20 protein-coding genes and 2 pseudogenes are annotated in these 21365 nt (G+C 61.6%); 16 read left to right on the forward strand and 6 right to left on the reverse strand.

Annotated elements, in window-relative coordinates:
* Positions 1-16: 16 nt before the first annotated feature.
* The 4 genes from ACOJB8_RS09950 (at position 17) to ACOJB8_RS09965 (ending at position 3819) form a co-directional block, all read left to right on the forward strand.
* Positions 17-532, forward strand: a complete 516-nt coding sequence (locus ACOJB8_RS09950; protein ID WP_475012326.1) for a potassium channel family protein — start codon at positions 17-19, stop codon at positions 530-532.
* Between the two features lie 510 nt (positions 533-1042).
* Positions 1043-2437 carry a cytochrome ubiquinol oxidase subunit I gene (locus tag ACOJB8_RS09955; protein WP_475012328.1) on the forward strand — a complete coding sequence of 465 codons (1395 nt, stop codon included), beginning with the start codon at positions 1043-1045 and terminating at the stop codon, positions 2435-2437.
* 33 nt (positions 2438-2470) lie between these two features.
* Positions 2471-3454 (forward strand): cytochrome d ubiquinol oxidase subunit II, encoded by a 984-nt coding sequence (locus ACOJB8_RS09960; RefSeq protein WP_475012330.1) that lies wholly within the window; start codon positions 2471-2473, stop codon positions 3452-3454.
* A 44-nt stretch (positions 3455-3498) separates the two neighbouring features.
* On the forward strand, positions 3499-3819 hold the full coding sequence (locus ACOJB8_RS09965) for a DUF3331 domain-containing protein (protein WP_342924152.1): 321 nt from the start codon (positions 3499-3501) through the stop codon (positions 3817-3819).
* A gap of 125 nt (positions 3820-3944) precedes the next feature.
* On the opposite strand, the gene ACOJB8_RS09970 is transcribed toward ACOJB8_RS09965, so the two are convergent.
* Positions 3945-5240, reverse strand: coding sequence for an NAD(P)/FAD-dependent oxidoreductase (locus ACOJB8_RS09970; protein WP_475012332.1), 1296 nt, complete (start codon positions 5238-5240; stop codon positions 3945-3947).
* A 408-nt stretch (positions 5241-5648) separates the two neighbouring features.
* Between ACOJB8_RS09970 and ACOJB8_RS09975 the strand changes: the two genes are divergently transcribed.
* The 8 genes and pseudogenes from ACOJB8_RS09975 to ACOJB8_RS10010 all read left to right on the forward strand — a co-directional run bounded on the left by ACOJB8_RS09975 (position 5649) and on the right by ACOJB8_RS10010 (position 12655).
* A complete protein-coding gene (locus ACOJB8_RS09975) occupies positions 5649-6566 on the forward strand; it encodes a DUF5050 domain-containing protein (protein WP_368702594.1) in 918 nt (305 codons plus the stop codon).
* A 21-nt stretch (positions 6567-6587) separates the two neighbouring features.
* Positions 6588-7547: a 3-hydroxyacyl-CoA dehydrogenase NAD-binding domain-containing protein gene (locus tag ACOJB8_RS09980; RefSeq protein ID WP_342924149.1), complete on the forward strand. Its 960-nt coding sequence runs from the start codon at positions 6588-6590 to the stop codon at positions 7545-7547.
* Between the two features lie 101 nt (positions 7548-7648).
* Positions 7649-8869 carry an acyl-CoA dehydrogenase family protein gene (locus ACOJB8_RS09985; protein ID WP_475012334.1) on the forward strand — a complete coding sequence of 407 codons (1221 nt, stop codon included), beginning with the start codon at positions 7649-7651 and terminating at the stop codon, positions 8867-8869.
* 66 nt (positions 8870-8935) lie between these two features.
* Positions 8936-9790 carry an enoyl-CoA hydratase-related protein gene (locus ACOJB8_RS09990; RefSeq protein ID WP_342924147.1) on the forward strand — a complete coding sequence of 285 codons (855 nt, stop codon included), beginning with the start codon at positions 8936-8938 and terminating at the stop codon, positions 9788-9790.
* Positions 9791-9819: 29 nt separating this feature from the next.
* Entirely contained in the window at positions 9820-11046 is a 1227-nt protein-coding gene (locus ACOJB8_RS09995; protein ID WP_342924146.1) for a CaiB/BaiF CoA transferase family protein, read from the forward strand.
* Between the two features lie 30 nt (positions 11047-11076).
* The gene (locus ACOJB8_RS10000) at positions 11077-11850 is read left to right on the forward strand and encodes an enoyl-CoA hydratase (RefSeq protein WP_342924145.1); all 774 of its coding nucleotides are present in this window, start codon (positions 11077-11079) and stop codon (positions 11848-11850) included.
* 56 nt (positions 11851-11906) lie between these two features.
* Positions 11907-12113: pseudogene (locus ACOJB8_RS10005) on the forward strand (SET domain-containing protein-lysine N-methyltransferase); the annotation flags it as partial.
* Between the two features lie 87 nt (positions 12114-12200).
* Positions 12201-12655, forward strand: a pseudogene (locus ACOJB8_RS10010) ((2Fe-2S)-binding protein).
* Between the two features lie 145 nt (positions 12656-12800).
* On the opposite strand, the gene ACOJB8_RS10015 reads toward ACOJB8_RS10010, so the two are convergent.
* The gene (locus tag ACOJB8_RS10015; protein WP_475012337.1) at positions 12801-13076 is read right to left on the reverse strand and encodes an MgtC/SapB family protein; all 276 of its coding nucleotides are present in this window, start codon (positions 13074-13076) and stop codon (positions 12801-12803) included.
* Between the two features lie 774 nt (positions 13077-13850).
* Here ACOJB8_RS10015 and ACOJB8_RS10020 point away from each other — a divergent pair.
* From ACOJB8_RS10020 to ACOJB8_RS10035, 4 genes are all read left to right on the forward strand, one after another.
* A complete protein-coding gene (locus ACOJB8_RS10020; RefSeq protein ID WP_342924219.1) occupies positions 13851-14684 on the forward strand; it encodes a DUF932 domain-containing protein in 834 nt (277 codons plus the stop codon).
* Positions 14685-14925: 241 nt separating this feature from the next.
* On the forward strand, positions 14926-16080 hold the full coding sequence (locus ACOJB8_RS10025) for an IS110 family RNA-guided transposase (protein WP_475012339.1): 1155 nt from the start codon (positions 14926-14928) through the stop codon (positions 16078-16080).
* Between the two features lie 615 nt (positions 16081-16695).
* Entirely contained in the window at positions 16696-17964 is a 1269-nt protein-coding gene (locus ACOJB8_RS10030; protein WP_475012340.1) for an IS110 family RNA-guided transposase, read from the forward strand.
* A gap of 370 nt (positions 17965-18334) precedes the next feature.
* A complete protein-coding gene (locus tag ACOJB8_RS10035; protein WP_342924143.1) occupies positions 18335-18457 on the forward strand; it encodes a hypothetical protein in 123 nt (40 codons plus the stop codon).
* A 302-nt stretch (positions 18458-18759) separates the two neighbouring features.
* Here ACOJB8_RS10035 and ACOJB8_RS10040 read toward each other — a convergent pair whose 3' ends face one another.
* The 4 genes from ACOJB8_RS10040 to ACOJB8_RS10055 all read right to left on the reverse strand — a co-directional run bounded on the left by ACOJB8_RS10040 (position 18760) and on the right by ACOJB8_RS10055 (position 20837).
* Complete coding sequence (locus ACOJB8_RS10040; RefSeq protein WP_368702598.1) at positions 18760-18891, reverse strand: hypothetical protein; 132 nt, start codon at positions 18889-18891, stop codon at positions 18760-18762.
* 151 nt (positions 18892-19042) lie between these two features.
* Complete coding sequence (locus ACOJB8_RS10045; protein WP_475012341.1) at positions 19043-19708, reverse strand: hypothetical protein; 666 nt, start codon at positions 19706-19708, stop codon at positions 19043-19045.
* Positions 19701-20393, reverse strand: a complete 693-nt coding sequence (locus tag ACOJB8_RS10050) for a nucleotide-binding protein (protein WP_475012408.1) — start codon at positions 20391-20393, stop codon at positions 19701-19703. The genes ACOJB8_RS10045 and ACOJB8_RS10050 overlap by 8 nt, the downstream gene beginning before the upstream one ends.
* Positions 20394-20402: 9 nt before the next feature.
* The gene (locus ACOJB8_RS10055; protein ID WP_475012343.1) at positions 20403-20837 is read right to left on the reverse strand and encodes a hypothetical protein; all 435 of its coding nucleotides are present in this window, start codon (positions 20835-20837) and stop codon (positions 20403-20405) included.
* Between the last annotated feature and the right edge of the window lie 528 nt (positions 20838-21365).

The following is a 21365-nucleotide window of genomic DNA, read 5'->3' on the forward strand; positions in this document are numbered from 1 at the left end:
CTGTTGGAGATGATCCATGGAAAAGAATCCTGGGCGTTCTGCGCCCGCCCCACTGAAGGCTGGCCATGTGTTCGAAGTATTTGCGAGGACCCTGTGGTACCTGCGTGCGCCGCTTGCAGCGTTATTTGTGTTGTTCATTCTGCTTTCGGCGGTGATGTATTACGCCGGCGGTCCAAACGAAACGGGAAGCGGAACGCCATCCTCGTTTGGGAAAGTCCTCTACTTTTGCATAATCACGGCACTCACGATCGGCTACGGCGACGTGGTGCCCACGACAATCGTGGGGCGCATCGATTCGATACTGATCGGAGTGCAGGGCGTATTGTTGACGAGTATGGTCACAGCCGCATTCGTTCACGCGGTTCAGGAGGCAGCGCGCCGCGCCGGCGCGCAAGATGATGCCCAGGTGCTGCGCGGCCGCGGCAAGTTCAACATTGGCGAAAATGACGAAGCCGCTCCGGCTTCACGAAAACCAGCAGCCAACCCGGAATACGCTGCCAATGCCAACACGCGCCCAACAGGCCGTCAGTAGTGCGGCCAGAAGCACGGCGCCAACCATGAGCGCGAGAATCGCGTAACCGGCCGGTGGCATAGGGCCGTCCGCAAAAGCAGCCCACTTTCTGGCGCTTGTCGCGATCTGGACGGTGCGTCGCACCTGGCCCGTGATGTAAGCGCTACAAAGGCGCGACGCAATGGCGGTGAAGATTTCGCTTTTCATCATGACGGGTCGCCGCAAGCACCATCCAGACAGTCCCCAATACAGAGACCTTGTATAGCGAGCCGATCTGACCGCCGTCTCGTTGGTATTCGCGAAAAACGTTTTGCCTGCGAACCAATTTAGGCCGAGCCGCCCACAGTCGCAATTAAACTTTGGGAGCAGGTTTTCGTGACCTTCGATCGCTTCGGCGCCTCGGTATCGTTACACCTTTGTGCAATTGAGCCGCGCACCATCAATGCCTAAGGTTGCTCTATACGGGCAACGTCTCCCAATGCTGGCGTCGCTCAAACGTAGCCACTCGCACACCGCAATGGGACGGTCACCATGCTCACTGACGTACTCCAGCTCTCGCGCGCGCAGTTCGCGATGACCACGATCTTCCACATCGTGTGGCCTATCCTCACTGTCAGTCTGTCGATATTTCTGCTGCTGATCGAAGTCCTGTGGATTCGCACCGGCGACGTGATGTACTACCGCCACGCCCGCCACTGGAGCAAGCTGCTCGCGCTCAATTTCGCGGTAGGCGTGGTGACTGGCATTCCGCTGGAATTTCAGTTTGGCACCAACTGGTCCCGCTTCGCACGGTTCAGTGGCCAGTTCGTCGGCAATATTCTCGGTTTCGAAGGCGCAATGGCGTTCATGCTCGAAGCCGGATTCATCGGCGTGATGATGCTCGGCTGGGGACGTGTGTCACGTGGCGTCCACGTCTTTGCCACGGCGATGGTAGCGCTCGGATCCAGCATTTCCGTATTCTGGATCATGGTCGCCAATTCGTGGATGCAGACGCCCGCCGGTATCACCGTCGTCAACGGCAAGCTAGTGATCACAGACTATGCAGCGGCCATCTTCAACCCCGACATGGTGTGGGCCGTCTCTCACATGTGGACGGCCGCGATCGAAACCGGGATGTTTGTGATCGCAGGCATCTCGGCATACCACCTGTTCCGCCGGAGGCACCCGGAGTTCTTTGCGCGTTCCTTCAAGATCGCACTGGGCGTGCTCGTTGTCGTTGCACCGCTTCAGGTCTGGCTGGGGGACTCCAGCGGCACCAGCGTGTTCGCGACTCAACCCGCGAAAGGTGCCGCGATCGAAGGGCACTGGCAGACCAACAAGCCGGGCACAGGCGCCGCATGGTCGCTCGTTGCATGGCCCGATCAGCAAAATCAGCGTAATGACTGGTCGATCGAAGTGCCGGGACTCTTGAGCATTCTCGGCACGCACTCGCTGCACGGACGGGTCTCGGGTCTCACGGACTTCCCGCGTGCCGACCAGCCGCCGATGGTGCCGCTCCTCTACTACGCGTTCCGGGTGATGGCCGGCATCGGCTTCGCGTTCATGCTGCTCGCGCTCTGGACCGCGTATGCGCTGCACAAAGCGCGCGGCAACCTCGAACGCCTCCTCGCGCAGCGCAAGCTCCTGCTCGCATGGGTACTGTGCATCCCGCTGCCTTACGTGGCCGTCGAGGCCGGATGGATCGTACGCGAGGTGGGACGTCAGCCATGGGTCGTCTACGGACTGCTGCGAACCAGTCAAGCCGTGTCCGCCGTGCCCGCGTCCTCGGTAACGGCCAGCATGGCGATGTTCTTCGTGTTCGACGTCGTGTTACTCATCACCTTCTTCCTTCTCGCGCGGCGTTGGCTGATGAATGGTCCCGAACTCACTGCCACACCGCCCGCGATCACGAGCATCACGCCCCGAACGGTGGGGGCCGAATACTGAAACTTCCTTCTACAACTCAAGGGAGATCGTTCGATGGAAAGCACCACTCATTCCCTGCTGGCCCTCACGTGGTTCGGCCTGATCGGCCTGATGCTGGCCTTCTACGTCGTGACCGATGGATTCGACCTTGGTGTCGGTATGCTCACTCTGCTGAGCAGAAATCGCGGAGACCGCGACGTGATGGTTCAAACCATCGGTCACGTGTGGGATGCGAATGAGACATGGCTGGTCGTGGTCGGCGGCGCCCTGTTCGGCGCGTTTCCGGCTGCCTACGCGGCCTTGATGCAAGCGCTTTATCTGCCCGTCATGGCGATGATAGCCGGGCTGATCATGCGGGGTGCAGCCATCGAATTCCGCCATAGCGCGCAGCACGCAAGCCTGTGGGACATGGTGTTCGGCGTGGGCAGCCTCGTCGCGGCCATCTCGCAGGGCATCGTACTCGGCAAGGTGATCACGGGGTTCGAGCCTGGCGGGTCCAGCACGGCGTTCATCACGGTGACAGCCATCGGGGTCGTCAGCGGCTATAGCCTGCTCGGCGCGACGTGGCTCGTCAGGAAGGCGGTGGGTCCGCTCGAACGTTGGGGCCGCCGGCTGGCCCTCTTGAGCGCACAGTTCGCCGTCGCGGCCGCGATCGTGCTCACTGCGGCGACCTGGTTTGGCAGCGTGGCGGTCCATGCCCGCTGGATAGAGACTGGGGTGTTCGCCCCACTTGCGGTACTCGGCGTACTCGCCGTCCTCTCGTACGGCTGGCTCATGGCGTCGCTCTATCGCGGACGCGACCGCGGGCCCTTCGGGGCGGCGATAACGCTTTTCATCGTGTCGTTCGCGGGCCTTGCAATTAGCCTCTACCCCTACTTCGTTCCGGGCCGGCTCACGATCCTGGAAGCCGCGTCGGACACCATGACCCTCGCGTTCATGTTGATCGGAATCGGCGTCGTGTTCCCGGTGATGATCGGCTACAACCTGCACCAGTATGCGATCTTCCGCGGCAAGGTTGTCGACACGCCCCACGCGTGAGGGCACGCATTTTCAGCGAAAAAGCCCTATTTCAGGAGCAGCCAGTGAAAACGTCAGAGTACGCTACGTTAGACGACGCACGAGTCCGGGTCGAAATTCTCGAACAGTCCGAGACAACACTCATCATTCGCTGGGTGGAGCCCGGACGATGTCACTACGGGGAGCAGCGCTGGCGTCTTCGCCATGCGAGAGCGTCGGGCGTGTGCGTGGTGTCGCGGCGTGCAATCCGCCGCGGCGACGCCGTCTTTCGCCCCGCCGAACGCCCCGCTCCAGCCAACGCATCGGCGATGATCTCTGTTGAAGCGTTTGGCTATTCAGGTCGCGGCGTTGGCTTCAACTCAACGGAATCCGCACGTTGCGTGTAATTCCGACTCTCTTCCTGGTTGGCGACGCTGCGTTGCAGCGTCGTTCTCAATTCACTCATATCGGGAAGTAACATGCCGCTCCAAAGAGCGGCGAACATCAACATCTGCTGGGCCACGAAAGCCCGTCAAGCGAGTCGAATCGCCGGTTGAGCCAATCCGTTGATTTGCTCCGCCGTCCAGAGCAGAGTTGCCCGGCGAAAACCGTGCAGCGCCTGCTGATGGTGTCGGTACAACATCGCGTGACTGAGCTGGGCAAGCTTGCCCCGAATGATCCCCCCAGGAAACAATCCAAAACGACCAAGCGTGCCGAACGAGTCGTACTCGCTCAATGACACAAGGGATCCAAAATCCCGGAATGCGAAGCGAGGAAGAGGTTTGTTGTGACGGATCCATTCCGGCAAATGGCGCGCCAGGTGCTCCGCCTGCTGAGTGGCCACCTGCGCAGTAGGAGGCAGCGGTCGCTGCGCACCTTGCGGCGTGAGCGAAGCGCAATCGCCGAGCGCGAAAATATTCTCGTCGCCCAAAGCCTGCAGCGTGCCCGACACCACGATCTGGTTCGACCGGTTGGTCTCGAGGCCGGCTAGCCGGTTCATGAAATCGGGAGCCTTCACGCCAGCCGCCCATACCATCAAATCCGCTTCGGCAAGCTTGGCGTCTCCGTACACAAAGCCTCCCCGTTCCACAGCGGAGACCCCGGTCGAGGTCAGCACGCGAAAGCCAATTTTCTCAAGTCGTTGCTGGCTGGCTGACGAGATTTCCGCTGGGAAGGCCGGAAGCACGCGAGGGCCGGCCTCCAAAAGCGTCAAGCGCAGCCTGTCTCTAATCGCAGGATCGCCGTAGCTGGCCGCGAGCTCGAAAAGATGACTGAGCTCGGCCGATAACTCGACCCCGGTAGCACCAGCGCCCACGATCGCAATCCTGAGCGCCTCATCCTTGACCACGGAACGAAGGGAACGCTCGCGCAACGCGACGTTGAATGTCTCTGCCTGCTGTTGGCTGTCGATAAGATGGCAATGCTCGAGGACGCCAGGCACGCCGAAGTCGTTCGCGCGGCTGCCTACGGACAGCAGCAGCACATCGTATGGAACTGTTCTCCGCTCGAGCATCAAGCCGCCCTCGTGCGACTCGATTGCGGCAAGTTGAACTTCACGTCGTGCTCGGTCCAGTCCGCACATTTCTCCCGGCTGATACGTAAAGCTGTGTTCACGCGCATGGGAAAGATAGATTACACGCTGTTGATTCACATCGCGCGTACCTGCCGCAATCGTGTGCAGCATTGGTTTCCAGATATGCGTCGGGCTTCTGTCGATCAGAGTCACGCTTGCTTCAGCCGACCGGCCTAACCGGTCGCCGAGCCGGGTTGCAAGCAGAATTCCGGCGATTCCGCCACCTACGATAGCGATACGAGTTGGCTTTTTCATGGCAATCACTCAATAAACGAAGGACGATTTCGATTAACCTGTGCCGAACACAATGCACTGGTTCGCAATAGCGGTTCCTCCAATGAGACTCATCGGTACTTTCGCAAAATAGGCTATGCGGCACGACATCCGCAATTACACCTTGGGCGCAGGATTGAACGACAAGTCTTCCCACCGACACGATGGTGTCGTTACACCATCGTGCAATTGAATCGATGCCGATCACCAGATAGATTGATGTCCATGAACAACGCCCCCGACACCGGCGTCGTTCAAACCCCCGGCCAGTCGCTCCGTCACGGGCGCATCGCGCGCCTCGGCGAGCGAAAGCACCGATACCTGTGGCGCTCGCTTTCTGCCCGATGTTCTGCGTTCACATTACCTCCGGCAAAACGTTAAGGATGGCAAATGACTACCACTCACACCAATTCAAGCAGCGTTTCTCAGGACACGGTTTGCTCGGGACGATTGTTTCTCCTCGAATTGAGCAGCAACTCGATTTACTCGATGAATCCAGATGGATCCGACCGCAAGACGATCGTCACGGACTGCCACCTCCCCGATGGCATCGCAGTGGACGCGCACGCCGGCCACATTTACTGGACCAACATGGGTCACGCTCTGAGCGCCAATGACGGATCGATCGAGCGCGCCGACCTCGACGGCAACAACCGCGTTGTCATCGTCCCCCAAGGCCTCACGCATACACCAAAGCAGCTCCAGCTCGACCAGGACGGTGGAAAACTTTATTGGTGCGACCGCGAAGGCATGCGCGTGATGCGCGTCAACTGCGACGGCTCTGATATCGAAACACTGGTCGAGACCGGGCGCGGCGACAACGACCGCCACGACCAGAACCGATGGTGCGTTGGAGTCGCTGTCGATCGCGTGCATCAGAAGCTCTATTGGACACAAAAGGGCCCTGACAACGGCGACCAGGGCCGCATCCTCCGCGCGAATCTGGAGATCCCGAGTGGCGAAAGTCCGGCCACCCGCTCCGATATCGAAGTGCTCTTCGACCATCTGCCGGAGCCGATCGATCTCGAGTTCGACGAGGCGAACCGCGTCCTCTATTGGACGGACCGCGGCGATCCCCCGCGCGGAAACACAGTCAATCGCGCCCCGGTCGACGAAGCGGCGACGCCCGAGATCGTCATCACGCATCTGCTGGAAGGGATCGGCATCACGCTTGACGTTGCTGGTAGCCGAATGTTCGTCACGGACCTTGGGGGATCGGTCTATTCAGCGCAACTCGATGGCAGCAACCTGCGCAACTTTCTCTACGCCCAGGGCAACCTCACCGGCGTTGCCTACGCCGAAGTCTGACCCGTACATTGGAGAAACGACATGACTGACACCAAGCCCATTCGCCGCGTCGCCATCATCGGCACGGGCGTGATCGGCGCGAGCTGGGCCGCGCTGTTTCTCGCCAAAGGATTGCATGTCGTGGCGACGGACATCGCACCGAATGCGGAAGCGTCATTGAAAAACTTCGTGGAGTCCGCGTGGCCGGCGCTCACGAGATTGGGTCTTTCGCCCGGTGCATCAGTTACGAACCTCACATTCACGCCCGTGCTCGAGCAAGCACTCGCGGGCGCGGACCTCGTCCAGGAAAACGGACCCGAGCGGATCGATTTCAAGCAGAAACTCTATGGGCAACTCGACGAGCTGGTGCCTGCAGACGTGATCATTGCTTCGAGTTCGTCGGGGCTCACCATGAGCGAAATCCAGAAGGGGGCTGCGGCGCATCCGGAACGCTGCGTCATCGCGCATCCGTTCAACCCGCCCCACCTGATCCCGCTGGTCGAGATCGTCGGCGGCTCGAAGACATCGGAAACGACGATCCAGCGCGCAGCGGAATTTTATACGGCGATCGGGCAGCGTACGGTGCGGGTCAACAAGGAGATGCCGGGCCACGTCGCGAACCGGCTGCAGGCCGCATTGGCGCGCGAGGTGTATTACCTCGTCGCCGAGGGCGTAGTAAGCGCTGCCGACGTCGACACCGCCCTGTCCTGGGGGCCGGGCCTGCGCTGGGGCGTGATGGGCAACATGATGCTCAACCATCTTGGCGGGGGCCCTGGCGGAATCGAGCACTTCTTCCAGCAGTTCAGCGGCCCGATGACGGCGTGGTGGAAAACGCTCGGCGAGCCGGTTCTGAGCCCAGAGGTTCAAAAGAAGCTCGTCGACAGCGTACACGTTGAGGCCGGATCGCGCTCGATCGAAGAGCTGGAGGCGCAGCGTGATGAGGTTCTGCTTGGTCTGCTTGAGCTACGCCGCAAGGTTGGCGGTTCGAAACAGACGAAATAACTCGCTCCGGTCGCGCGAGCCTAAGCACAACCTTCCGGATTGCTCATCCGGCTGACACGTCTTTCTTTCGACTTTCTACTCATAGCAACAGGAGTCGCAAAATGTCTATCGCTGCAACGGACAGCAAGGCCGCTTCCAGGGAGCTTCCGCCACCGAACAGTGACTTCTATCACTACGCAGACACTCTGAACGCAGACGAGCGAGCGATTCTGCAGAAGGTGCGCACGTTCATGGAGTCCAAAGTCGCTCCCATCATCAACAAGTACTGGGTCGAGGACGCCTTTCCGTTCGAGCTGCTGCCTGCCGTCAAGGAGCTGAATCTCGGCGGCCTCGGCATCCAGGGGTACAGCTGCGCCGGCGGGAGTCAATTGCTGGTCGGCCTGATCGGGATAGAAATGGCGCGCGTCGATGCCTCGATTGCGACCTTCTTTGGCGTCCATAACTTCCTGGCGATGGGTTCGATCGCGGTCGCTGGATCGGAGGAGCAGAAACAAAAATGGCTGCCGCCGATGGCACGCATGGACAAGATCGGCTGCTTCGGCCTGACCGAACCGCTGATCGGCTCGGGAGCCGCAGGCGGACTGACCACGACGGCGAAGCGCGAGGGCGACACCTGGGTTCTGAACGGACAGAAGCGGTGGATCGGCAACGCACCCTGGTGCGATATCTCGATCATCTGGGCACGCGACGTCGATGACAACCAGGTCAAGGGCTTCATCATCGAGAACAAGACCACACCCGGCTTCAGCGTCGAGAAGTTGGAGAACAAGATCGCGCTCAAGGTAGTCCAGAACGGACAGATCACGATGAAGGAATGCCGGGTGCCGGAAGCGAACCGGCTCGCATCGGGCGACCAGTCCTTTCGCGACACCGCGCGCGTGCTGCGTGGGACGCGGTACTACGTTGGATGGGAATCGACGGGATGCGCGATGGGTGCGTACGAGCACGCGCTCCAGTACGCCCAGCACCGATTGCAGTTCGGAAAGCCTATCGGCTCGTTCCAGCTTATTCAGGATCTTCTTGCGAAGATGCTCGCCAACATCACGGCGTGCCAGGGCATGGTGGTTCGCACGGCACAGCTCGCCGACGAGGGCAGGCTGACGGACCAGCAAGCCGCGCTGTCGAAAGCGTTCACAACGTCCAAGGCGCGTGAGACCGTTTCGTGGGCGCGAGAGCTGCTCGGGGGCAACGGCATTCTCGCCGACTACGACGTCGCGCGTTTCTTTGCCGACGCCGAGGCGCTCTATTCCTACGAGGGTACGTTCCAGATGCAGAACCTGATCGTCGGGAAAGCGATCACTGGGTTCAGCGCGTTTATCTAAGACCGCAGGCGTGACGGCGAGTTTGTCGCCGTCATCGATTCACCCGAATTAGAAGGATAGCTAAACATGTCATCGACAACCGTGACAGCCCCATCTTCACCCGTAGTAGTAGTGCCTGATGATCCGCCGGCGAAAGTCGTCACGCTCGCGAACGTTCTGTACGAAAAGCGCAATGGGATCGCGTACGTGACCGTCAACCGCCCCAAGGTTCTCAATGCCCTGAGCACGCAGACATGGAAGGATCTGCGAACGGCTTTCGAGGATGCACGCGAGGACACCGTCGTGCGCGGCGTCATTCTCACCGGCGCGGGCAATAAGGCGTTCATCGCCGGCGCGGACATCAGTGAGCTTGCGCACGCGAGCGCGATCGAAGCGGAGCAGTCGAGCCGTTTTGGGCAAGCCGTGCTCGACCTGATCGAGAACCTCGGCAAACCAGTGGTCGCGGCAATCAATGGCTTTGCACTCGGCGGCGGCTGCGAGACGGCAATGGCGTGCACGCTCCGCATCGCCGCGGAGCACGCGATGCTCGGCCAGCCGGAGGTCAAGCTGGGACTGCTCCCCGGCGGCGGCGGCACGCAGCGGCTGCCGCGCCTTGTCGGAAAGGGCCGCGCGTTGCAGCTCATTCTATCGGCGGAGCTCATTAGTGCCCAGGAAGCCTGGCGCATCGGGCTGGTCAACGAGGTGGTTCCGGCAGCCGACCTCATCGGTCGCGCTGAAGCCATTCTGAAGACGATCGCCTCGAACGCGCCTGTCGCGGTGAGGCTATCGCTCGAAGCGGTGAACAAGGGCCTGGACGCGGACCAGAGCGAAGGCCTCGCTCTCGAAGCCTCCTACTTCGGGCTGTGCGCCGGGACTGAAGACAAAAAGGAAGGCACCTCGGCCTTCCTCGAAAAGCGCGCCCCGCAGTTTGCGGGACGGTGAAGCAGGCAACACGATCCAGGAGAGATCCCATGGCAAGCGACAATATTTTTTCCGGGCTGAAGGTGGTCGACTTTTCGAGCTTTATCGCGGCGCCCGGCGCCGCCGTCATGCTGTCGGACTTCGGTGCGGATGTCATCAAGGTCGAACCCCCGAGCGGTGACCCATGGCGACACGGGCACAAGATTGCGTCGCAACCGATGGCAGATGAGCCGTATCAGTGGCATCTCGCCAATCGTAATAAACGCGGCATCGCGCTCGACCTGAGGTCGCCCAGCGCCCAGCAAATTCTCCAGCGGCTCGTCACATGGGCTGACGTGTTCACCGTCAATACGCCACATCCGGCGCGCAAGAAGTTGAAGCTCGAATACGACGATCTGGCGCGCTGGAACCCGCGACTGATCTATGCGGATGTTACCGGCTTTGGCGAAAGCGGCCCGGATGCCGATCTGCCCGGCTTCGATCTGACCGCGTTCTGGGCGCGTAGCGGCCTGTTGTCGATGACGCGTGACGCCGGCGCGCCACCAACCTGGCCGGTGGCCGGAAGCGGCGACAACGCGACGGCAGTTGGAATCTATTCGGCGATCGTCACGGCGCTTTACCGCCGGGAGCGCACGGGCAAAGGCTCTTACGTCACGACTTCGCTCCTGGCCTCAGGCGTCTGGTCGGCCAGCGTTGCAATCCAGGCCGCCCTGGCCGGCGCGACGTTTCCAGCACCGCACGATCGCACGCATCCCGCGAATGCGGCGCTCAACGTGTACCGCGCCTCAGACGGCACCTGGTTCGTCCTGGTGGTGATGCACGACAAGTTGGCGGCCGTTGCGAAAGCCATCGGACGTCCCGATCTGCTGACTGATGCACGGTTTGCGGATCCGGCGAAGGTGACGGCGAACATGCCGCAACTTACGGCCATCCTGGACGAGGTTTTCAGCGCGCAGCCGATGGCGCACTGGCACGAGGCATTCAGCAGTCTCCACGTCACGTACGGCGCCGTGCGCGGACCACAAGAGGTGATCGACGACCCGCAGCTGCGGGCCAACGATGTCATCGTTCCGCTCGAGGAAGCCGGCGGCAAATTGACCTTGACGATCAGCAATCCGATCCGGGTTCATGGCGTCGACAAAGTGCCAGCGCGACGCGCGCCCGATCTTGGCGAGCATACCGAAGACATCCTCCGCGAGCTCGGCTTCGATGCAAACGACGTCGAGGGCCTGCGCGCGAGCGGCGCGGTGGCGAGCGTGAAGGAACACGCCGCCTGACACACGATGCACAGAGAGAAAGGAGCAAGCATGAGCGACATCGTCACCGAGCGTACCGGCAGCATCCTGCGGGTCGCCTTCAATCGCCCCGAGAAGAAGAATGCCATGACCGGAGCCATGTACACGAATCTCGCGGACATCTTCAACGAGGCCGCCGAAGACGAAGAGGTCCGCGTCGTGCTCTGGCACGGCGTGGGCGAGTCATTCTGCGCAGGCAACGACGTCGGGGATTTTCTCGAGCATCCGCCCCGGCCGGGTGACTTTCCGCAGGGCCGCCTTATCTCGGCGCTCATCCGGTTCGAAAAGCCTATCGTGGCGGCCGTGCAAGGCGCGGCGATCGGCGGCGGAACCACGATGCTGACCCACTGCGATTTCGTCTACGCGGGCGAAAATGCGAAGTTCCAGTTGCCGTTCATCAACCTTGCGCTGGTGCCGGAATTCGGATCGAGCTTTTCGATACCAGCGCGCGTAGGACATCTAGGGGCAACGGACCTGTTTCTGCTCGGGGAGCCTTTCACTGCCTCGCGAGCAGTGGAGCTGGGCCTCGCGACCCGCGTGCTGCCCGACGGCGATCTACTCGAGACCGCTACTGCAACAGCACATAAGCTCGCGGCAAAACCGGCCAGCGCGTTGCTCGCTACCAAACGACTCATCAAGCAGGCCGCGCTTCAGCAGCTCCAGGAGGCTGTGAACAGTGAAAACCAGACGTTTTTTGCACAGGTGAGTTCAGCAGAGGCCAAGGAAGCATTCTCGGCCTTTCTAGAGAAACGTCGGCCCGATTTTACGAAGAACCGAAAAGGCTGATTGCATGCTTTGGGTTCCAAATCAACCTCATCAATACAGCTGAAGTAAATGACTCCATGCGATCGCGACGCATCACCGCACGACGTTCTCTCGTGCACGGCATGGGATTGTTCGCGCTACAGCCGATCGCCGCGGGCGAGCGGGTCATCGAGTACAAGGGCGAATTGACCGGCTGGCGGCGCGCCGCCGCCCGTCAGCGAGCCAAGGCTGGCCATACGTTCGTGTTCGGCCTGTCTGACGGGCGTGGGATCGGTAGCCGTGGCGCTTTGAATCTCCTTTAACAAGGTCGCGGCCACTAATACACCGTACACGAGAGCGCTATTTCAACGGCTTATTTCATGGAGTGTTCTGTGGTTAGCCTGATCATCAACGACACAACCCATCCCGTCGACGCGCCTGATGACATGCCGCTGCTCTGGGTTATTCGCGACATTGTCGGATTGACCGGCACCAAGTTCGGCTGCGGGATTGCGCAGTGCGACGCATGCACCGTGCATCTCGACGGAGTCGCGGTGCGTTCATGCGGGCTTCCGGTCGCTTCGGTAAGTAACAGGAAAATCACCACGATCGAAGCAGCAGACACCACAGGGGCCGGCCGCAAGGTACAGCAAGCGTGTGAACGCTCGATGTCGTCCAGTGCGGCTACTGCCAGTCGGGCCAGGTGATGGCGACCGCCGCGCTGATCGCGTCGAACCCGAACCCGAGCGACCCCGACATCGACGCGGCAATGGCCGGCAATATCTGCCGCTGCGGCACGTACAACCGGATTCGCGCGGCGATCAAGCAGGCCGCGAAGGAGGCGTGAAATGAAACCGCCCCCACGTTCACTTCGTTCACTGCTCCCCAAGGGGTTGGTCAGCCTCCTTGGGACGGCCCGGCTGAGGCTGACATGTCGGGCGGAGTGATCGAGGCGGGCAAGACCGGCTCGGGCGTCTCGCGCCGTACGTTCCTCAAGTTCGGCATGACACTAGGCGCGGCGGCCGGATGGATCCCGCACCGGGAAAGCTGCTCCCCGACACGGTGGAACAGGTACGACGTTCTTCTTGCCCAGCGCATCGGCAAAGCCAATTTCCGACACCCGCATCATGAGCGTGGCATCCGACACAGACGAGCATGTGCGTACGTACTCCAGCCGCCCAGCCCAGTCTCTCACGCTCGAAGCCGGTCACACTGCCGGGCAGCGCCGCGATCAGCAGCCGTGACACAATTTCGAAGTTTCCAGTCATTTCCTGTTCCCGATCGTTATCTCCTTAGCCAACAGGACGCGCACGGGAACTTGGGACATTTTTGTAACAGCGGTCCCGTTCACGAACGAACCGGTCGTCGCCCAGCGGCTCGCCTTTTCACTGGCCGCTACGGCGCCACGATCGAGCACCATAACAGCGTAACGCGCGGGTGCAACGCCATCATCATGAAATGAGCTGCGGCTTGCGCGTAAGCGGTGACAGTTCCATCCGCAACACGCCTGACGGTGTGGCACGCCACGCATAACGTCCTGGCCGATGAAAGACGATGTGACAGGGCGTCCCGCGCGCTGACGCTGCGCACCGGGCTTTCGCTTCGCGTCGAGCCGCGTGACGCGTCTCGCCCCCTGCGGGCGTCAACCCCTTACGCACAAACCTGAACCCCTTAACACCCCGGTCAGGTGGAGGCCGCTCACGGCCTCCACGATCGCGCTCGCCGCGCGGCGGCTCATCCCGGTCAAACCCGACGCTTCGCATCCGCCAGTCGCCTGGGTTCCCGCCCGACACGCGACCGTAGCCGGTGGCAGGCAAACATCAAGGGGCAAGGGACCGTGTTGCCCGCACCCCTCCCTCGCCTTTTTCCTTGACGTCTGCCTGCCACCGGCTCCTTCAGTCGCACGGGCGCGAACTCAGGAGACTGGCGGCAGCACAGCCAGCACCGGGTTCCACCGGGACGAGCCCACCCCCTACGGGACGGGCGGAATCTTGGAGCCCGGTCAGCACAACCCCCTCAACTCTTTCGCTGTGGAGAGTGTCATGCAACTCGCTTCCTCCTTCCGTTACGGCTCCCCGATTCTCCGTTCCGATTCGCCCCTCCAGGACGACCAGATCCGCCGCGTCGCCCCTTCGATCTTCGCAGACAGCAAGCACGAAAGCCGCTCCGAACGCTACACCTGCATTCCGACCATTGACGTGCTGCGCGGCCTGCGCAAAGAAGGCTTCCACCCCTTCATGGTGTGCCAGACCCGCGTGCGCGACGAGGGCAAGCGCATGCACACGAAGCACATGCTCCGCCTTCGCCACGCCGACCAGATCATCGGCGACGAAGCTAACGAAATCGTGCTGCTCAATTCACACGATGGCACAAGCAGCTATCAGATGCTCGCAGGCGTGCTGCGCTTTGTCTGCCAGAACGGCATGGTAGCGGGCGACAACGTGCGCGATATCCGCATCCCTCACAAGGGCAACATTGTGCGCAATGTCATCGACGGCGCTTTCGACGTGCTCGACGGCTTCGAGCTGATCCGCGAGCAGAAGGACGGCATGCGCGCCGTTGAACTGAACCGCGAAGAACAGCACGCGTTTGCACGCTCCGCGCTCGCGCTGCGCTATGACCCGACCGACGCCGAAGCACCCGCCCCGGTGACGGAAAGCCAGTTGCTCGCTCCGCGCCGCTTCGAGGATCGTCATGACGACCTCTGGACGATCTTTAACCGCGTTCAGGAAAACTTGACCAGAGGCGGTCTGCACGGGCGCTCGCGCAGTGGCCGCTCCATGTCCACCCGGCCCATCACCGGCATCGACCAGAACGTGAAACTCAACCGCTCGCTGTGGATGCTCGCCGACGCCATGCGCCAGATGAAGGCGTAGCCACCTAAGGGCGGCGTCCTGCGCCGCCCCCGTTACTATCTTCCCGCCTCGATAATCGAGGCTTTGGCCAGCCAGGCCCGGCATGATTCTCGCCCCCAGTCGCAGTCATGATCCGGGGGGTGTTGTCACCGGGTCTGGTGGGTGGCTGGTGATCGCTAATAGATCCTATGAAGCGTACGGGGTCCCGACGAACCGCTGGGCCTAAAATCAGCGCGTCGCCCCCAGCGGACAGGAGAGCATCATGCATGCAAATCCGGCATATACGACGAGTACCGAGCCACTTGTACTAGCGGTGTCACTTGAGCTTGCGGCCGCCAAATGGAAGGTCGCGCTGCACGACGGGCGGCGCAATCGGCCAGCAGTGCATACCGTGACCCAACCCGATGCCGCGACCCGCCTGCAAGCCGTGCTCGAACTGGTCAGGCGGCACAAAGTGGAGTGGGCGCTCCCAGATGACGTGCGCGTCGTCGTCAGCTACGAAGCTGGTCAGGATGCGTTCTGGATTCATCGTGCGCTGCAAGCACAACGCATTGAGTGCTACGTCATTGATCCGGCAAGCATTCCGGTCGAACGGCACAAGCGGCGCGCAAAGACCGACCGGCTCGACGCCATTATGCTGGTCATCAACCTGCGCGCGTGGCTGCACGGCGAACGCGATCGGATGCGTGTAATCCGCGTGCCGTCGCCGCAAGACGAAGCGTCGCGCCATCTGATGCGTGATCGGGCCCAGCTGCAGAAAGAGGTGCTGCAACACCGCGACCGGATGCGCAAACTATTGGCCACGCTGGGCTGCTGGGAGGACGTCGGGCAGAAGCACTTTGTCAGCCGGCTCGCACGCGGCGAAGTGAAGTGCCACGACGGCACGCCGTTGCCTGCAGAGCTGCATCAACGGCTGACGCACGAGTGCGATCGGCTTGGACTAGCCGAACAGCAACTGGCACTTCTCGAGAAGACGCGCCAAGCCAGCCTGCCCGCCGCCGTACGCGAGCGAAGCGATGCGCTTGCGCGCCTCAGAGGCATCGGCGAAGTGGGCGCATCTCGTCTCGCGCTAGAACTATTCTGGCGCAAATTTAGCAACCGGCGCCAAGTGGGAGCGTGCGTTGGACTCGTGCCACAGCCGTTCGATAGCGGTCAAAGCCAAGCCGACCAAGGCATTAGCAAACAAGGTAACGGTCGGGTCCGCGCGTTACTGATCGAGATAGGCTGGTCCTGGCTACGCCACCAACCCGATAGCACGCTTGCGAAGTGGTTCAACGAGCGTACACAGGGCACGGGCCCGAACCGTCGAGCCCGGCGGATCGCCATCGTCGGAGTCGCACGGCGCCTCGCGATCGCGCTTTGGCGCTATTTGAAAGACGGCGTCATTCCCGAAGGCGCACACCTGAAGTCAGCTTAATTCCTCAGGTTTGCAGGAAAGGAGACAAGGTTCCGCCCAGCAGCACTTTCCAGATACCGGTTTGGAGTGAACATGCCCGTCGAGCCCCTGGGTTACCGACGTAACCGATTCAATAGATTGGGCATGCTCCTGAATAGAAAATCCAGCGTAACGCGCATACAGGATAAGGCTGGCAAGGGTGCCAGCGGATAGAAGGCGGTGAGACGTTGGAGTCTCACGGGCGCGACGATCGGCTTCAGACCAGGATGTAGAACAGATCGCGGTCATGGTTGACGGGCGGCAGAAATCCACTGGAATACTAGGTGCGAAATGCGCTTGTACGCTGACGAGCCACAATCGATGTAAGAAGAAACCGGCCTCAAAATGAGAAGAGTTATCCACCGCCGGTCGGCGTCGTGGTCGGGACAGGCGCCCCACCGACCGGCCATGGATAACTCTTGGAGATCAGTTCATGGCGTCCGCAAACCGCATCGGTGCATCAGTTTGCGAAAGCCCTTGACAACTCTCTGCTCATAGAAGGGGCTCGGCTGGGATATTCCAAGGCCGTCCGTAACGTGGATGCCGAGACTTGCCACCGTTGTTGCAGGCCAATCCGTTCAATCTGCACAAACTTCGATGCAAGAATTCCAACAACATGACGCCGTCGATGTCTTCATTGGTGTCGACGTCGGTAAAGGCCAGCATCACGCAGTAGCACTGGGTCGGAATGGCAAGCGCCTGTACAACAAGGCGCTCCCCAACGACGAGACCAAACTGCGCGCCCTCATCGCCGAACTCAAGGTGCATGGCCGCCTTCTCTTCGTTGTCGACCAGCCCTCCACCATTGGCGCATTACCGGTGGCCGTCGCGCGCGATGAAGGCGTTCTGGTTGCCTATCTGCCCGGACTGGCGATGCGCCGCATTGCCGACCTGCATGCCGGTGAAGCCAAGACAGACGCCCGCGACGCCGCAATCATCGCCGAGGCCGCCCGCTCGATGCCGCATACACTGCGCTCGCTTCGGTTAGCTGATGAGCCGCTCGCCGAGCTGACCATGCTCTGCGGCTTCGACGACGATCTCGCCGCTCAAATTACACAAACCAGCAACCGCATTCGCGGCCTGCTCACCCAGATTCATCCCGCACTTGAGCGCGTTCTCGGACCGCGCCTCGACCATCCCGCCGTGCTTGATCTACTCGAGCGCTATCCGTCTCCAGCCGCACTTGCAGCGATCAGCGAGAAGACACTCGCCAACCGCCTGACCAAACTCGCGCCGCGCATGGGCAAAGGATTGGCCGCCGAAATCGTTCAAGCGCTGCGCGAACAGGCCGTGATCGTGCCCGGCACGCAAGCCGCCACCATCGTCATGCCGCGCCTGGCTCAGCAACTTGCCGCCTTACGCAAGCAGCGCGACGAAATCGCCGCCGAAGTTGAGCGGCTGGTGCTTGCTCACCCTCTTTGGCCGGTCCTGACCAGCATGCCGGGAGTCGGCGTCAGGACCGCCGCTAGACTCCTCACCGAAGTCGCGCACAAAGCATTCGCTTCGGCAGGTCACCTAGCGGCCTACGCTGGCCTCGCACCAGTTACCCGGCGCTCGGGCTCATCTATCCGTGGCGAGCATCCGTCCAGGCGCGGCAACAAGGTACTCAAACGCGCCTTGTTTCTATCGGCCTTCGCAGCCTTGAGAGACCCCATCTCACGGGCTTACTACGCACGCAAGGTCCAGCAGGGCAAGCGACATAACCAGGCGCTCATTGCACTGGCACGGCGACGCTGCGACGTCCTGTTTGCCATGCTGCGAGACGGCACCTTTTACGAACCCAAGTCAGCCCCTAACGGCTTGACGAACCACATAGGGGCACCCCCCTTGCATTCGTCCAGGATTCCTTTCCGGGTTAGGTTCTGACGAACCGGGCAGCGCCGACCCGGAAACCTCCTTTTCAAAAATCCGGTGGGGATCGTCGGCGAAGGTAAAACCCTCGCGATTTCACTGGCCGAGAACATCGACCGCGAATGGCTCGACCCGCTCGATATGCTGCGCGCATAGCAGATGGCAGCCGAAGGGAGCTGCAGCGGCGATTACATCGCCGCACTCTTTTCCAGCTCCCCGCTCACAGTCAAACGGCACATGAAGCTCGCCACCGTGTCATCGCAAAATGGCTCGCGCTGCTGCGCGAGGATGCCGTCATGCTCAACCAGCTTGCCGCCCTCGCGCTCCCGGATATGAAACGCAGGAACACAGCTGGTTCGAGCCGAGCCGCAGCCGCCTCGTACGCTTGATCGGCCTCGCAGCCTATGAAGCGGTGGGTGGGTACGTGCAACGCGACCTGCCAAGCGACGATGAAAACACCGGTTCCATTGCCGACGCCGAACTGTTGCCGCGTCTCGTCGCGCAGTAGCTGGATGCTGCCGCAGAGGAAGTGCGCGCCGAGGGGTGGAGCTGGATCAGAAACACATGTGGGGCGCGATTTTCCGGAGCTGAACCGCTACTGCAGGTTGCGCCCGATACAGCCCCCGTATACCGACGACGTGCGGGAGCAGAGGGACGCCCTCACTGCGAGCAGGACTCACTGGCGGATAAGCTGGTGGCGCTCCCGGAGGACGACAGTAACGCCTGGGAAGAAAGCGACCGGTTCAACGAGAAAATCGGGCACGTCAATGCGGCCCTCATCGCGCTCGAAAGCGCCGCAGCGGCATGGACTCACAGCGCATGGCCGAGGCGGGCGCATTCGTGATCCTCGGGCCGCAAGGCGATCTCGTCATCGCCCGCTGGCTCGATAGTGCGCCGCACGACGAGCGCCGGAGTTGCCGCGAGCACACGCGGCGTGGACACCGTTAAAACCTGGCATGCCGACGGGCTGGAGCACCACGACACAGCAGTCTAGCCCGCCTGGGCCGCGTGGGCCGCAGACGTGCTTCGCGATTTACCGCGCCGCGGTCGAGGACGATACCAGCGAGGTATGGCTCGTGCGCCCGAACGACGACTATCGCCCTGCCGCCCCCCAATGGGCACCAGCCCACCAACCGACCACGCCGCCGGCGCCCGCCGCCAGCAGTATCACAAGCAGTCCGCACGCCAACAGCCCGTAGCACGCTCGCATCAACCGCCGCATGGTGGACTGCTCGAACGATGTGAGCGCCGCATCGAGCCGTTGCCGCTGTTCACGCGCTGTCACCAGCATCGCCCCCACGAGCCGGTTTCCGGCAACACGCGCGATGCGGCTCGCCGCCCGTTGTGTGAGCGCCGCCAGTGCTTCGTCGTTTAGCGCTGCAAGCGCCGCCCGGTAGCGCATCTCGTGCTCGGTGGTCATTTTCTCCGCCAGCCTGATCGTTTCCTTGCAACGCGTGAGCGCGTCGCGATGCTGCATCATCAGCGCCTGTGTCGCCGCGTGCGCCTCTGCCCGCACCGTATCGACGCCGCCCGCGCCTGCCGCCCGGATGCGCTCAGGCATCGCTTCATAAAGTCGCGTGTAGTATTCGAGTACCGCCAGCACCGACCAGAGAGCATCGTTGTCACGCAGATTCAGCGCCGTCGACACACGGCGCATGCGCAGCAGGCTCCTGTCGTCGGGTGGCTCGCCGCTTACTTCGAGAAAAAGCCGTGCGAGCGGATCTGGCGAGCCGGTACGCTGCGAGCGCCGCTCACGCATCGCCCGTCACCTGCCTGAACATCGCGTCGTAGCATGCTCGCCAGCGCAGCAGTTCCGCGCGCTGGCCGATTGGCAGCGTCTCGACCGCCTTGCGTACCGACAGACGCTGGCTGCGCAGATCATCGGCGACCCGGTCGGCAAGTTCCGGAAAATCAAGTGACCGGCCTTTTGCCTCAACGCTTTTGCGCAGCTTCGAATCCTGATAGAGCACGAAGCGCTCGGGCGCGCCGTAGTAGCCGTTGCGCACGACATGCACCGTTGCATCCGGGAACGTCTCACTGAACTGTCGCAACAATTCGAGACTGTCGCGCTGCCGGTTGATGACCCAGAACACGACGAGCCTCCGTCCGAGTTCACCGAGCGTACTGCTGAGTGTCGCGCCGTACCGCGCGACGCCATCCTGGTTGCGTGCCGCCGTGCTGACCACCACGACGGCGTCCCGGTGCCCGTCACAGTAGTTCACGAAGTCGATCCACCCACCAGCTTTGTCCAGATCGAATGAAGCACAATCGATTTCCTCGTGAACCGCTCGCATCACGTCCGGGTTCGACGTATCGTTTTCCACCAGCACGGTATTGACCCCCCGGCGTTCCAGATGATCCACGAGCGCAAGCGCAACCACGCTCTTGCCGACACCGCCCTTACCACCTCCGACGAGATAGATGGGATTGACTGTCGTGTCCATTGCCACTCCCTACAGATCGTCGGTGTCGGGCCGGATTGCAAATCCGAGCGCGCCCTGCACCGGCATGGGTTGTCTCGTTACGGCCTTTCCCCCTTGCTTGCGGACCTGAATCGTGCGAGGCTCAGGATCCGGTGCGCGCGCCGTCGGTCCGCCTGTCTGTCCAGGCGCGCGCGCGCCGTTGGCAGATGCGCTTCCTTTCGCAGCCACGCGCAACGCGTAACGGATGGTGTTTGCAGTGATGTCGATGCCGTGCGGCTTTGCCTGCTCCGCAATCTGCTCCAGGGTGTAGCCCTTCGCCTGCGCCGCGCGCACACGCGCACGCATCTCCTTCATGGCATCGCGCATCGAGACCAGGCGTTCGGTCTCGGGCCTTTCAGGAAGCGCATCAAGTGCGCTGGCAAACGCTTCCCATTGCGACTTCGTATAAACCTTCGCGACAGGCATTAACGTCCTCCTGCGCACACCTTCACACACGCCGTTACGAATGATCCTCACACCATCCTGCGCACTGTAAGCGCACCCGTCAACCCCATCTTTTTGCACGCGAGCCCATTTCGGAACGCATGGGAAGCAATGGGAACCGCTGAGAACAATGCACTTTTTCGCACTGTCATACACTTGCAACACCCTCGCGCGACGCATCCCGGTTTGCTCCGGCCAGGCAGGCTCTCTCCGCGCCCCATCGCCACGGATCACGCGCAGACATCGATCGCGCATACACAACATAAGTGCATCGACACGGGAAGATCAGGAGACGCGAAAACGCAGCAGATCGAACACCGATGATGTCGGTCAATTCTATCGCGTGTTACTCGCCAGCCGGCCTGCTACGCACACCATCGAGGAAATCCTGTGAACGTTCACTCGCACGACATACGCACAACAGTACGCACGCATCAGGCAGGGCGTTGACCACTGAGCCGAAATCTTCGCGTACGGGTTACGCGGCCTCTACGCATAGGCATACGCATT

Source organism: Paraburkholderia sp. BR10141 (genome assembly GCF_056155635.1).